The organism is uncultured Luteimonas sp. (genome assembly GCF_947492465.1).
In the GTDB taxonomy this organism is placed as follows: domain Bacteria; phylum Pseudomonadota; class Gammaproteobacteria; order Xanthomonadales; family Xanthomonadaceae; genus Luteimonas.
In genome coordinates this window covers 76,663-90,357 of sequence record NZ_CANLNF010000003.1, presented here as the reverse complement: position 1 = coordinate 90,357, position 13,695 = coordinate 76,663, and the positions used below count along the sequence as shown (strand labels likewise).

Sequence of the window (13,695 nt, the reverse complement as noted above, 5' to 3'; positions counted from 1 at the left end):
GGGAAATCGCCATGAAGACCATGTTGCTCGCGGCGAGCACCGCCGCGCTCGTCTGCTACGCCGGCGCCGGTCATGCGAACGACACGACGCTGAAACCATACACCGAGATTCGCGTTGCCCAGTTCCAGCCAGGGGATCATCTGATGGAGAAGGAACAGGCTACATGGATGGACAACACAATCGCGGCAGCCTGCACGCCCCAGGCTGCGGCGCCGCCGGCGGCGCCGCTGGTCGGGGCCATCGGCGGCATCATCATCGACTGGTTGTTCGAGCGCGGGTCGAAAGCAGTCAGTAAGCGGCTTCAAGAGAAGATTGACAAGTACACCACTACCTCAGCCAACAAGCAGGTCTACCGTGACATGTTCGATCCCGGACTGTGGGATGCTGACGAATCTTGCGTCCTCGTGCAGCGCGTCCATTGCAGCGCTCCGACCAGCGACATTGAATCCGGACGCGCGCACTGCAAGGCAGACGACAAAGCTGGGATGACCGTGGGGCTCCGGTTGAAGCGGGAAGCGGACCTCCTTCGTGTTCTGCCGTATGCCCAGGAAGTGACAAGTATCGATCCGAAGAAGCCAAGCCACGACGGCGGTGATGTGTCGATCGCAATCACTTTCAGGATCGACGCGTTCGGTCGGAACACCGACGGCTCTGGCTATCCGTGGAAGTCTCAGGACGTGCTAGTCGCATCAATGGACTGCGCCGTTAGAAAGGACAAGAAGGCGCGTGAAGGCCGTGATTCTGCCGGGCAGCTAGTCGAGGCTCGGAACGTGACCGGCACATGCAAAAAGAACCATTTTACAGGGCCGGACTGGACGGACGCATGGCAGTACGCCCATGTGTTGCCCAAGCCGCCGCCGAGCAAGCAAGCGTTCGTCTTCACCATGGCGGACGTCGGGAAACCGTCGCGCAGCCTCGAGATCTTTAAGGAGTTCTTCGACGCGACCGGCTCTGATCTGTCCGGAGCGTTGAGCGAAGCTCTGCAGAACAAGATCAAGCTGAAAGACGACTGATCGCTTCAGCTGTCGAAGCGTCGCTCTGCGCTGTCGCAGGGCCGTGTGGCCGGGTGCTACTCCGACTACCCGCGAGTTGCTCGTCAGTGGGCCGCTGCTGAACGTCTGGGGTTGAATGCGTCTTGGGGGTACTCGGAGCGGTGCAGCTAGAGGGCAAATGCAATACCGGTCAGGAGTTGGTACGGCGCATCGCTGTTCGCGCAACTGCGTCGATAGGAAAGCGGCAGCGAGACTGAGTCCTCCTCGTGAGGTCGTGGTTGCCGCGCCTATTGCGGTGGGGATGGTGGCAGTTGTAGTGATGCAACCGGCCATGAAGCGCGGCCCGACGCTGTGCTGAGGCTTCGGAGCTACTGGCGTAGGCACACTCGCGCTACTGCCAGTCGAATGTCGCCTGTCCGCGAGGAAGTGTCGCGTCCCGAGCGAGGAAGCCCACGTTGGAGGGTGGCGCGATAGGTCGCGACAAGGCATTAGAAGCCGACATCGTTGCCTTCTTCGATGTACTCCACTCGAGCGGCTTCAATCACCGCATCGGGATCCTGGTGGAGTACCTCAAAGGGCGCCTGGCCATCCAGCAGCACGTGCCCTGAGAGGAACCATTCCACCTCGCCCCAGCCGCTCGTTAGCCCTCGTTCGTCAAGATAGGGGCCATGCCCGCGCAGAACTTGCAGCACATCAGCGAAGCGCACGATCGGCTGATGCCTGTCGTCGAACTGCCATATCGGGAAGCGCCAATGATGCTCGGGGTCCACCATATAAACACCAAGCAGCCTTCCTTCGCGACGGTACTTGGTTACAGTCCGAGACGCGTCCTCCAGATCGAGTCCCATGGCTAGGCCGACTTGCTTAGCCGTGGGCCATTCCGCCGCGAGTTCTGCACGCCTGGCAGCTGACTGCTCCTCGAGGATGGACAGGAGGGGATCGGTGTTTGAAGTCATACGCATATACCATGAGGCTTCTGAGTAACCATGCCACGACGGTTCTATCTCTGTCCCCCGGCTCGGCCAAAGAGCCTTCCACACAGGGTAACGATTGCCGTGGTCAGGACCATCCAGGGTTCGCACAGATCCTGAAGGGCGTCGTGCCAGGTTTGTCGCTTGTCACCGACCATATCGGCATCCTCAGCTTTCCGGTGCCTGAGTTGACCCAGCCATGGCGCTGGGCTGATGAGCCGCGAATCTGTCTACTTCTCCGGCCATTCGAGCCGTGTAGAGCTGGTCAGGGGACCGTGCTGGAAGTCGGATGTCCAATCGTCACCCTCTTTGGGGCGAGCCAGATCTAGAGCTGTTTCATACCCGTGCTCGGTGAGCGACGCGGATAGGGCGACCTCACCGCAGGTGGGAAAGTGCCTGGCGATCCAGACCGCGCGTTGTCTGATGTGAAGTGGCAGGGATTGGTCGCGGGCGAGTTCAATCAGGAAGCCGCCGGCCCAGACTACGGCTCGGGCGCGTTCGTATGCGGTTGTCATGTGGGGTCTCCTTAGGAGCATCAAGGTTGCCTGTCCCGATATCAGGGAGTGCGACTGGATGGAAAAGGCGCTGGAGGCCCTTCCAGCGAACGCGAGGTAGGTGATTGCACGGTCCATCCCGGACGGCAGGATTGAATGCCGGAGCGGAACTGAACGCGAGAGGGGCGGCACAGTCGATCAACTCTGCATGTCGTCCCAGTTCTGCCGCGGGCGCTGGTGGCCCGCAAGTCAGCTTCACCATGAGGCGTGATCGACGATCAGCGGCCCGTCGTGCTCCGGCACTTCGCTGGCATAGCGCAACAGGATCTGCGCACGGCGATCTGTGATAGGGCGCGCCGGTGCCAGCAGAAGCTCGCGCAGGATCGGAGCGTACTCCGGGCAAGTCGACTTGAAGTGGGCGAGGGGTCCTTTCAGTTTCTGAAGCATCCCGGACAGAGCCTTCCTGCGGGTGTTGGGGGAGTCATCGCTGGTCTGATACCAGACATTGCCGATGTCACGCAGGACAGCGTAGGCGATGCCGAGGTCAAGGAGATCACGGGTCAGGAATGTCCTGTTGCGAAGGTGCTCGCCGAAGACAACGGCGTTCCGTACAAGGCTGCCAGCCTCGGCCAGCGGCCGGTGGGTTGCTGTCCAGTAGTTGAAGAAGACGTCCGGCTCAGTGAACACGTCGCTGAGCAACTGGCGGATTGCCGGGTGCTTCACCCAATCCATGAGTTCTCGCCCGCGGTATACATCTTCCGCATCAGTGCCGAAAGTGTCGGGGACGAGGTTAAAGGCCTCCATGTCTTCGAACCAGTCGAAACGGGTGACTACGTGATGGGTGCGGTTTTCGTCCCTGTCGTCCACTGGCACGAGGTAGGCCACCGCTTTGCGGAGGCGGCCGGGGAGTGCGGCAGGCAGGTCACCCCAGTACCAGGCGTCGACAACCCTCCGTTCGCTGTAGAGCTTCACTTGATGGGAGTGCTCGGGAAGCAGTTGTCCGGGCTGGACGACGACGTTGAGCGTGCGGGGGCGGAGGATTTGGGGATGCGGATTCATTGTTCTGGGTTCCTCTAGGCGTGTTGGGGCGTACTGCAGCGGGCGCAGGTGGAGGGCCGTTGATTGGCTTGGGTGAGGCAGGGCGGGCGGGAACGCCGGCTCTCCTCGTCACGGTGCAGCTACGGATCAGCTGCTGCTGGCGGCCGCTAGCTGGTCTTCAGCGTTTGCGAGACTGTCGGGAAGCTGTTCGACCGGAGAGATGGTGCTCTTGAAAGGATTCATTTCACTCATCGGAGTCCTGCGTTCCGGCGTCAGGACCGGGCGCGGCGCCCGGGCTCTTTGTTGGAGGCAATCTGGCGCTTAAGAAGCTCCCGCAGGTCTTCGGGATCGAGCTCGTCGATATCCTTGGCCGTGAGGCGCGGTTCGGACGGCGTAGCGGACTGTCGGCTGAGCAGGCCGGCAAACGCCAGTCCATCCTGCCGGGTCAGGTTGGGCACGAAGCGCGAGTACACGGTGAACAGCATCTGCGTATTGGTGTGCCCCATGAGCCGTGCAATCCACTCCGGGTTCTCGCCCGACGCCAGCATCAGCGTCGCGGTGGTGTGTCGGGTCTGGTAGGGCCGGCGCTTCTCCAGTTCGAGGTAGCGCAGCAGCGGGTACCAGATGCGGTTGGCGAAGTTGTGGGCGTCGATCGGGTTGCCTGCCCGGCTGCAGAACACGTATTCGACATCCGGATCTCGCTCTTCCCATTGCTGCCGTAGCGCCTCCTTGACCATGGGTAGCATCGGGATATCGCGGATGGAACTTTCCGTCTTGGCGTTCTCCTCCGCCTCGCCTGCCGAGAACACCTCGCGGACCTTGATCACTTCATGTTCGAAGTCCACGTACTTCCACTTCAGGCCGTTGATCTCCCCGGTGCGCATTCCGGTGAAGAACCGACAGGTGACGTAGTTCCGGTAATCCGGCCGAATGGTGGTCCGGACCTTCTCTACCTCTTCGAGCGAGAACGGCTTGACGTCGGGGCGCCGCCCCTTGAGCCGCCTTACGCCCTTGAAGGGGTCCGGAGTGCCGAAGCGTTCGCTGGCCTCGGTCAGGCACTGGCGCAGGAGCCCCATCGTGCGGTTGACGGTGGTCGGGGACAGCTTCTGGCTGGAGCGACCAGGCAGTTCCGCCAGCCTGGCGCGAAAGGTCAGCACGTCCGCCTTGGTGATCGAGCCGACCGGCCGGTCCCCGAACTCCGCTAGCAGGTGGGCATCGAACGTCGCGTCCACGCTGTCGCGGTGCTGGCGCCGCCACTGGGGGGCCATTTCCTTACGCCAGGTCACGGAGAAGTCCGAGAAGCTCGGCGTGTCGGGAATCGCCGGGGCCGCGGGTAGGAAATTGCCGCGTGCGGTGGTCAGGGCAACGTTGCCGACGGCCGCAGGTAGCCCGGCGAACTGGGCTGCCTTGGTGCTTCCCGGAAACGTCGCCGAGTAGTCGAACAGGCCCTGCTTGATCTCCTTGGAGATCCGGTTCATCAGGGTCTGCACCCGGCGGCGGTTCTCCGCGGTGTCGGGCAGGGTCGTCTGCTCCCGGCAGCGCACGCCGCGGTAGAAGAAGTCCAGGTACAGCATCCCGGACTCGGGGCGGGCGCGGACCTTAGCCATGGACGACGCCACCGCTGGCCATCGGGATGCCGCCGCCAATCGCGGCGTTGCCCATCGGTGCCCGGCCGGCGGAGAACTTGCCAATGTCCCGCTGGATCGCCTCCCAGATGAAGAGGAGCTTCCGCCCGCCGAAGGGGCGAATGTAGTGAACGCCCTCCAGCAGCACGGCGTCCTTCAGGCGGGTGCGAATGGTCCTTGCGTCGTAGTGGATGCGGGTGGCGAGTTCATCGGTGGTGATGTAAGTTTCCATCTGGCTGGTCCTGTCGAGTTTCGTCAACGGCTGTCGCGCATAGGCGACGCTTGTTGACGATCATAGACGACGAGCGGCGACTGTCAACGACGCATGTCGCCCATAGGCGACGATATTTATGAGTTATTCATGATTAGATTCCGTCTCGCCGAGCTGATCGCGGACAAGGCCTTCAAGGAGCGGCGTGTCGTGCCCCTGACAGAAGTGGCAGATGCGACGGGCATTCATCGGGCAACGCTGTCGAAGATGGCCAATCATCCCGGCGCGAACATCGGCACGGACATCATCGATAGGCTCTGCAAGTACTTCGGCTGTCAGCCAGGCGAGCTGCTGACATACGTTGATGAGGACATTGGGAGTCTGACCAGCGGGTGATGAGCTGAACTAGATCTCAAGTTGCGCCTGCCTCGAGCGCAGAGGTAAAGCCTCGGATCCTGCCGCTAAAGCCAGACAGATCGTGAGCGGAAGGAAGCACCATTCCGAGCTTCTAGAGGAGTTGCGGATGAGCTGGACCACCTATGCCGTCCGTTTAGCCATCGCGCAGACAATCAACACCCCGAACTCGTCTTCTAATTGCATCGTCTCGCGGCCGGAGGTGCGGTTCTCCGGGACGCGCTGCTCGCGCCAATAGGCGGTGAGGTAGACGTCCAACAACGGAGCGGCCGGCACGACTGCTGGCCCGCGGCCCATGCGGCGTCTGGCCTCGGTGAAGTTGTTGTACCCACAGCGCACCGCGGCCCGCTCGAGGGCCTGCAGGTGGGTGAGGGTGGAGTCGGCGCGCTCGATGCCCTTGGCGAGGCGCTTTAAGCCGTCCAGCGTGGACGGCAGCACAGAGTTGCTGGTCATGGCGTTTGCTGGTCATGGCGTTTCTCTCGGCCTTGTCCGCAGCGTCACCCGTTGCCGCCTAGGCCTAAAGAGAAGGCCATGGAATCAGGGACTACTGCCGCAGTACCGTTTCCAGCTTTGCCAAAACGGGTGCCATGCGCCAGCGAGCGCAAGGTCTGCGCTACGCCGACGGGGGCGGGTTGTCCATCCCGGTCCGGCTTCAGGTGCGAGTGCCGCTGGACTGGGTTCCCGCCAGCCTGTTGCTTCTTCACCAAGGCGGAGAGGAGTTGCGCCAGCGCACGGTGCGTCTGCTCGAAACCAACAGCACGTCACAGGGCTGGCCCCCGGGGTTATCCGCAAAGCGGAGTGAAACCGCCATCCGTCTTGACCGCCGCAATGCTTCCCCTCGGCCGGGACCGTCCACTGGTGATGCCTAACGAGCATCTTGCCCATCCCCAGATGGAACCTTGTGGCGGGATCAAGGCGCGTCGGAGTCTCCCTACAGCCCAGATCGATCTGACCCAACTGCCCCCGGGGCGGCGGTGGCGAGATGATCTTGGCCCGGCAGCACGGCCTTGCACCAGGAATGGACGCCGCTCTGTAACAAAATTGCCGGTCCCTCGGGCAAGGACTAAAGCTGTGCCGGGGCGCTCCTACTGCCGACAGCTGTCCCTTCGAGACCCCTCCCACCGGTTGCCTTGGGGATTCGCCCGTTGGCATGTCGTATGCTTCGCATCGGGGACGTGTGCCCTGCCGGGCGCGGGCCGCAAGAGCGGCCGGAGGTGGCGGAAATGGCGAAGCGGTCTGCCGGTGCCGGTTCTTGGCTCATCGTGGGCGTGATAGCGCTCATACTCGTGGTGCCCAAGGAAGTGTGGATCGGTCTTGGGATCCTGCTGGTTGTTGCGGGGGCGGGTTACGTCGCCGTCAAGCTTCTTGGGGCCAAGACCTCGCCGGGCACCTCGGAGGTCCCGCGGACCCCTGAGCCGTCAGCCTACGAGCCGACCTTGGCCGAGCTCATGGCGAACGCCAAACTCGATAAGCAAAGTTACCGCCCTGGTTCCGCCACGGCGAGACCTACAGCACCACGTGCGCCAGGTTCGGCCGGGTTGAGCGCTGCTCGGAGCGTGCCAGCTCAGGGCGTCCAGATAGATCCCGGCAACATTCACGACAAACTGCCCTCCATCAACCACGCTGCGCACGCCGGCGCGGCCGCAGTCGCTGGGCCTAGACCAGAAGCGTCACCCTGTGATGTTGATAATCAGTCTGTGCTCCATAGAGCGCCTTACCTAGTAGAGGATGCCAAGCACGAGAGATTCGAAGCTCAACCGACGTCGTGGACGACGGGACGAGACGCTCTCGCGAAGACGAATCGCGAGCGCGCCAGGTATCTGCGCGAAAAGCTTCCGCGCACGGATCAAGTCGCACTGCCTACTAACGATGCATCAGTTGCGAATGTTGGTGGCAGCATGCAGGTCGAAGCGGAAACGGAAACCGCATTGGGACGCGAGTCCGGGGTACTCGCAGTTGAAAGGGCGACTGCAGATGCTCAGCCAAACTCTTGGAAGTCGGAACGGGAGACGGTGGCCAAGAAGAATCGCGAGCGTGCGGACCATTTGCGCCAGAAGTATCCGGTGACGTCAAGGGCTGACATCGCACCGAAGTCAGCGTCCCAGAATTCACACCGCGAGAATGATCTTCACTCAGTATTGGCGGCTAAGTCTGCGGAGAGTTTCGATGCAGAGCGGTCTGCAGTCGCGCCTCAGCCCACGCCCGCAGCACCGAGTTCAAGTTGCGATCCACCTGCCGAGCCATCTTTCGCAGAGCGCACCCTCGGCGATTTTATGCGCTTGCTCCGAAGCGACCCGGAGAAAGAGGAGCGGTTCTTTGCCGCCAATCTGCTCGAGGCTCAGCACGACTGCTCAACGCATGTGCTGCCTCCGCCACCGCCCGGGCTCACGGCAACGCGCTGGGTCAGAGCAAGCGAAACAGTTCAAATTGGGGGCCTGACCATACCAGGCGGCATGCTCTATGTCGGCCCCCATCTGGCTGCGCTCAATGGCGATGATGAGCCGGCGCTGATCAATCCGCGCTTGCGAGTCGCAGCCCACGGTGATTATCGCGTGCAGCACACCAACTACTGGCCCAGCTACGGCGACATTACCCCTCACGCACGACGCGCATACCTTCAATGGCTGGCGGAGGGAAGATCGCACCCGGACTGCGACATCGGCCTCGTGTTCCTGTTCTTCTACGGCCTGGAGCGCCGGATCTTCGTCGACAGCAAGAACGAAGAAGAGGCACGCGGGGAATGGCCAGGCATCCTGGCGGAGATCCGCAGGCTCCTGAGGATCTATGGGGAGCGATCAGGATCCTTCAAGCGATATGCGGGCGAGTTGCTCAGCTGGATGGAGCTCGACGGTGGGTCGAGCAAGCTCTACGAGAAGCCGGTCCCTGACTTCCCGCGCACTTATGAGCTGCCGCCCTACCTGCGCCTCGCGCTTGGCCAAACCTCTGTCGACCGCCATCCTCTGCCGGCTGCTCTGGCTCTGGCCTGGGTCCGGCTGAGCCCGGAGATACGGTTGCGGAGTGCCGCGACCCGCTGTCCCGAGGAGTTCGGCCGACTCTTCATCCAGCGCTATCAAGAGGCGTTCGGGGCCGGGCTGGTGCTGCCCAAGAACAGGACCAAGTTGAAGTTCGTCTATCAAGCCGCTTCGTCCGGGCTGAGAGGCGCCAAGATCACGATGAGCTTCGGCGACGTGCCCGATGTCACGGCACTCACCGCCCCGATCAAGAAGCTGGGCGAGATTGCCCTGCAGTGCAATGCCGAGCTCGGTGCCTACAGCCGCATGGTGGGTAAGGATCCGACAGCGAGCGGCGGGCTGGAAGCAGCCTTGCTGCTGCCTGCCTCGCTGTGGCCGGAAGGCATGCGCGCCAGGCTTCAGGCCCTTACCATCCGCATGCGCGAAGGTAGGCTGTCCCTACCCCTAGGGGAGCTACTCTCCGCACTTGGAGGGCTGAAGCCTCCAATCAATCGGGAGCGAGTCCGCTCACTGGCGCGTGCCTTGGAGGGTGCCAGCATCGGGCTGGAGCCTCACGTGATGGCCGGCGCTCGCGCGCCAGGCGAACGGGACACTGTGGTGCTCTTTGCTCAGCCATTCATGGACTCCCAGGTCGGGTCGGGCGCGGAATACCAGACAGCCGCCCTAACGCTCCAGCTAGCGTCTGCCATGGCCAACTCTGACGGTGACTTCAATGACCAGGAAGTGGCGCACTTGCGAGCGGAGATCGAAGGCTGGGCGCATCTGACCCCGGCCGAGCGTCGCAGGCTACAAGCGCATCTCCAGTGGCTCACCACCTCCCCGCCGACGTTGGCCGGGATGAAGAAGAAGCTTGAGCCGCTACCCGCGGCTGCCAGGGAGACGCTGGCCGCCTTCATGGCCACGTTGGCGCAATCGGACGGGCTGGTGTCTCCGGACGAAGTGAAGTTCCTGGAGAAGGTCTACAAGGCTCTCGGAGTGGAGACCAAGCGCGTTTTCAGCGATGTCCATGCCCTCGGTGCTGGCGGCACGCCCGTCTCTGTGCGCAGAGCCGAGAAGGAAGGCTTCCGTCTGGATGCCGACCGTCTTGCGGCTCTACAGGCGGACACCGCCAAGGTTTCGGCCCTGCTGTCCTCCATCTTTACCGACGAAGCCCCAGCACCGCCCGAACCGCCTCAGCCTGTCGTGGTGGAGGCCGATGCCGAGGCTGACACGTCTTCACCGCTGAATCTGGACGAGGCCCATGCGGCCTTAGTCCGGCTGCTGCTGTCTCGGGCAGAGTGGTCGCGCACGGAGTTGGAGGATGCGGCGGCTGATTTGGACCTCATGCTCGACGGGGCGCTGGAGCAGATCAACGAAGCTTCCTTCGACGCGTTTGACGAGCCGCTTTGCGAGGGTGACGATCCGCTTACAGTCAACATCGATCTGTTGGAGAAGCTGGAAGCATGACCACTGCCATTCGTCCCAAGGACCGCGACGCCGTCATCCAATCCCTTCGCGCGGGTGTCGTTCCCCGGATGGGGCAGCATTTGATCCAAGTGGCGCGCGCGCGCGAGATCGAGGCGCTGGTCGCGGACATCGACCGCATCGCTGATGGCGGATCCTCATTCCGGTTCGTCATCGGCGAGTACGGCGCAGGCAAGACCTTCTTCCTGAACCTGATCCGCGCCATCGCCATGGAACGGAAGCTAGTGGTGGCCAATGCCGACCTCAATCCGGATCGTCGTCTCCACGCCTCTGGCGGCCAAGCGCGCTCCCTGTATGCCGAGCTCATGCGCAACTTGGCCACGCGCACCAAGCCCGAAGGCGGGGCGCTTGCGGGCGTGGTCGAGAAGTTCATCTCGACTGCGAAGACAGAGGCGAAGGCCCAGGGCGCCGCAACAGAGCAGGTGATCCGGTCAAAGCTTGAGCAGCTGACCGAACTGGTGAACGGCTACGACTTTGCCGATGTGATCGCAGCGTATTGCCGGGGGGCTGAGGACGGCAACGAACAGCTCAAATCCGATGCGATTCGCTGGCTACGCGGCGAGTTCGCGACGAGGACCGATGCCCGCAACGCATTGGGTGTGCGCACGATCGTCGATGACGCTTCTGTCTACGACCAGCTCAAGCTGGTCGCCCGGTTCGTGCGTCTGGCCGGGTATTCCGGGCTGTTCGTGTGCCTGGATGAGTTGGTCAACCTCTACAAGCTCGCCAATGCCCAAGCCCGCAGCTCGAACTACGAGCAGATCCTGCGCATGCTCAACGACTCGCTCCAAGGCACAGCGGTTGGCCTCGGCTTCGTTCTGGGCGGGACGCCAGAGTTCCTCATGGATCCCCGTCGCGGCGTTTACAGCTATTCCGCCCTCCAAAGCCGCCTGGCCCAGAACACATTTGCCGCAGGCGATCTGGTCGATTTCAGCGGCCCTGTGCTGCGGCTCTCCAGTCTCACCCTCGAAGATTTCTACCTGCTCCTGGGCAAGATCCGCCACGTCTATGCCGGCGGCCAGACCGACCGCTATCTCTTCCCTGACCCGGCAATCGCTACCTTCATGGAGCATTGCGCCAATCGCATTGGCGACAGCTTCTTCCGCACACCACGCACGACGATCATCTCCTTCATCAACCTGCTCGCCATCTTGGAACAGAACCCAGGCACGGACTGGAAGAGCCTGATCGGCGAAGTCAAGGTAGAGGTCGATCATGGAGGCGATACGGACCTAACCGTGGAGGAAGACGACGAGCTCGCTGCCTTCAAGCTCTGACACCCGATGTCAGTTTCCCAGGCCTTCCTTCAGCTCGATCCACGGATCCAGCACTATCTGTGGGCGGAGGGCTGGGGCGCCCTGCGCGAAGTCCAGGAGCGCGCCATCCCGGTGATCCTGCCGGGGGACCAGGACGTCATCGTGGCCGCCAGCACGGCCTCCGGTAAGACCGAAGCGGCATTTCTTCCGGCCCTGACGCACCTTCTCCAACAACCCGCCCGCGGCTTGATCGTCTACATCAGCCCGCTCAAGGCCCTAATCAACGACCAGTTCGAGCGGCTGGGCCGGCTGTGCGAGAACCTCGATGTGCCAGTGTGGCCATGGCACGGGGACGTCACCGCTACTAGCAAGCGCAAGTTCCTCACCAAGCCCCACGGGGTCCTTCTCATCACCCCGGAGTCCCTGGAAGCCACGCTGTGCAACCGCGGCACAAGTGTGGCCGGACTGTTCACCCGCAGCACCTTCTTCGTGGTCGACGAGCTGCATGCCTTCATCGGTTCAGAACGCGGAAAGCAGCTCCAGTCGCTCATGCATCGCATCGAAGTGGCTATTGATCGGAGAGTTGCGCGGGTCGGTTTGTCTGCGACGTTGGGCGACATGACCCTTGCCGCGCGGTTCCTGCGGTCCGATGGCAAAGCGGCTATCGTTGATACCCCGTCGGCTGGCGGCCAGCTGCTGATCAAGGTAAAGGGCTACGAGGAACCACCGAAGCAAGATGGCTCAGACGGCGACGGCAGCGAGGATCACACCGACCGGGCAACGCGGGAAGTCGCCCGGCACATGTTCGGGGTTCTACGTGGCTCCAACAATCTGATCTTCCCCAACAGCCGACAGGAAGTCGAGCGATACACCCACCTCCTAAACGAACTGTGCGAGCGGGAGATGCTCCCGCGCGAGTTCTGGCCTCACCACGGCAACCTCTCCAAGGAGATACGCTACGAGACCGAAGCTGCCTTGAAGCAGCGTGAACGCCCAGCCACGGCTGTATGCACCAGCACCCTGGAGCTCGGCATCGATATTGGCGCGGTCAAGAGCGTGGCACAGATCGGCACCCCACCATCGGTTGCCAGCCTCCGGCAGCGTCTGGGACGATCAGGCCGGAGAGAAGGTGAGCCCGCGATCCTGCGTGGCTACGTCATAGAAGATGCGATCGACGACAAAGCAAGCCTCCAGACCCGGCTGCGGCTGGGCACGGTCCAGACAGCGGCAACAATCTCGTTGCTGCTGGAGCAATGGTTCGAGCCTCCAACGGTGGGCGGAGCGCACTACTCCACTCTTGTCCAGCAGTTGCTCTCCGCAATCGCGCAGTATGGCGGCCTGCGTGCCGGCCAGGCCTACGCGTTGCTGTGCGCTCATTCAGGCCCGTTCGCAGAGGTCTCGAAAGATGGATTCGCGGAGTTGCTGCGAGCTCTTGGCCGGCAGGAGATTCTAGTCCAGGACCACTCCGGACTACTGCTTCACGGCCGGATAGGCGACAAGATCGTCAACCACTATTCGTTCTACGCGGCATTCAGCAGCGACGAGGAGTTCCGCATCGTTTCCGGCGGCAAGACGCTTGGGACACTGCCGGTGTCTCAGATGCTTATGCCCGGTCAGCGCATCTTGTTCGGCGGCCGCACCTGGGAAGTCCAAGAGATCGATGACACCCTCAAGACTATCCATGTGCTGCCTGCGAAAGCAGGCGCCCCACCCCTGTTTAATGGCGGCGGTGGACGCGTCCATACGCGCGTTCGCCAGCGAATGCGCGAAATCTACCTCCAGTCTTCCTCGTTGGGCTACCTGGACCAGGAGGCACAGCGCTTCGTCGATCAGGGTCGCGCTACCTTCCGCGACTTGAGAATGCAAGATTGCTTGCTCCTCAATCAAGGCAGCCAGGCAATTCTGCTGACGTGGCTAGGCGACGCTGCCAACGAAGCAATTGCGTGCCTTGTGATGATGCGCGGCATCAACGCGGCGATCGGTCAGCTTGGCGTAGAGATCCAAAAAGGCGGCAAGCAACTGGAGGAGATCGAAGACTTGCTCGCGGACATCGCCATTGATGACGCGCCAGTCGTCGGCGAAGTCTTGAGAAACGCGCGGAACCTGGAGCGCCAGAAGTGGGACCGTTTGCTCTCGCCCACATTGTTGCGCGAGACGTATGCAACCTCAAATCTGGACCTGGACGAGGCGATCAGTTGGCTACGGGCCTTTCTAGGGTCCGACAATTGCCTATGAAACTGCAGCCAGCCTAGACGAGC

11 protein-coding genes are annotated in these 13,695 nt (G+C 62.4%); 5 read left to right on the top strand and 6 right to left on the bottom strand.

Going from position 1 to position 13,695, the window contains the following annotated elements:
* Positions 1-11 precede the first annotated feature (11 nt).
* Positions 12-1,013 (top strand): hypothetical protein, encoded by a 1,002-nt coding sequence (locus tag Q0863_RS08555; RefSeq protein ID WP_298577245.1) that lies wholly within the window; start codon positions 12-14, stop codon positions 1,011-1,013.
* A 467-nt stretch (positions 1,014-1,480) separates the two neighbouring features.
* Here Q0863_RS08555 and Q0863_RS08550 read toward each other — a convergent pair whose 3' ends face one another.
* The 5 genes from Q0863_RS08550 to Q0863_RS08530 all read right to left on the bottom strand — a co-directional run bounded on the left by Q0863_RS08550 (position 1,481) and on the right by Q0863_RS08530 (position 5,352).
* Positions 1,481-1,954 (bottom strand): hypothetical protein, encoded by a 474-nt coding sequence (locus tag Q0863_RS08550; RefSeq protein WP_298577243.1) that lies wholly within the window; start codon positions 1,952-1,954, stop codon positions 1,481-1,483.
* A gap of 239 nt (positions 1,955-2,193) precedes the next feature.
* Complete coding sequence (locus Q0863_RS08545) at positions 2,194-2,478, bottom strand: BPSL0761 family protein (RefSeq protein WP_298577240.1); 285 nt, start codon at positions 2,476-2,478, stop codon at positions 2,194-2,196.
* Positions 2,479-2,712: 234 nt separating this feature from the next.
* On the bottom strand, positions 2,713-3,516 hold the full coding sequence (locus tag Q0863_RS08540) for a hypothetical protein (RefSeq protein WP_298577239.1): 804 nt from the start codon (positions 3,514-3,516) through the stop codon (positions 2,713-2,715).
* Positions 3,517-3,767: 251 nt separating this feature from the next.
* Complete coding sequence (locus tag Q0863_RS08535) at positions 3,768-5,069, bottom strand: site-specific integrase (protein ID WP_298577237.1); 1,302 nt, start codon at positions 5,067-5,069, stop codon at positions 3,768-3,770.
* A gap of 25 nt (positions 5,070-5,094) precedes the next feature.
* Complete coding sequence (locus Q0863_RS08530; RefSeq protein WP_298577235.1) at positions 5,095-5,352, bottom strand: hypothetical protein; 258 nt, start codon at positions 5,350-5,352, stop codon at positions 5,095-5,097.
* A gap of 129 nt (positions 5,353-5,481) precedes the next feature.
* On the opposite strand from Q0863_RS08530, the gene Q0863_RS08525 reads away from it, so the two are divergent.
* Positions 5,482-5,727 (top strand): helix-turn-helix transcriptional regulator, encoded by a 246-nt coding sequence (locus Q0863_RS08525; protein ID WP_298577233.1) that lies wholly within the window; start codon positions 5,482-5,484, stop codon positions 5,725-5,727.
* 141 nt (positions 5,728-5,868) lie between these two features.
* On the opposite strand, the gene Q0863_RS08520 is transcribed toward Q0863_RS08525, so the two are convergent.
* Positions 5,869-6,198, bottom strand: a complete 330-nt coding sequence (locus tag Q0863_RS08520) for a hypothetical protein (RefSeq protein WP_298577232.1) — start codon at positions 6,196-6,198, stop codon at positions 5,869-5,871.
* Positions 6,199-7,757: 1,559 nt separating this feature from the next.
* Here Q0863_RS08520 and Q0863_RS08515 point away from each other — a divergent pair.
* From Q0863_RS08515 to Q0863_RS08505, 3 genes are read left to right on the top strand one after another with little or no spacing between them, the layout of a single operon-like run.
* On the top strand, positions 7,758-10,163 hold the full coding sequence (locus Q0863_RS08515; protein ID WP_298577230.1) for a TerB N-terminal domain-containing protein: 2,406 nt from the start codon (positions 7,758-7,760) through the stop codon (positions 10,161-10,163).
* Entirely contained in the window at positions 10,160-11,458 is a 1,299-nt protein-coding gene (locus Q0863_RS08510; protein WP_298577228.1) for an ATP-binding protein, read from the top strand. The genes Q0863_RS08515 and Q0863_RS08510 overlap by 4 nt, the downstream gene beginning before the upstream one ends.
* Before the next feature lie 6 nt (positions 11,459-11,464).
* Positions 11,465-13,672, top strand: coding sequence for a DEAD/DEAH box helicase (locus Q0863_RS08505; protein WP_298577227.1), 2,208 nt, complete (start codon positions 11,465-11,467; stop codon positions 13,670-13,672).
* The last annotated feature ends 23 nt before the right edge of the window (positions 13,673-13,695 follow it).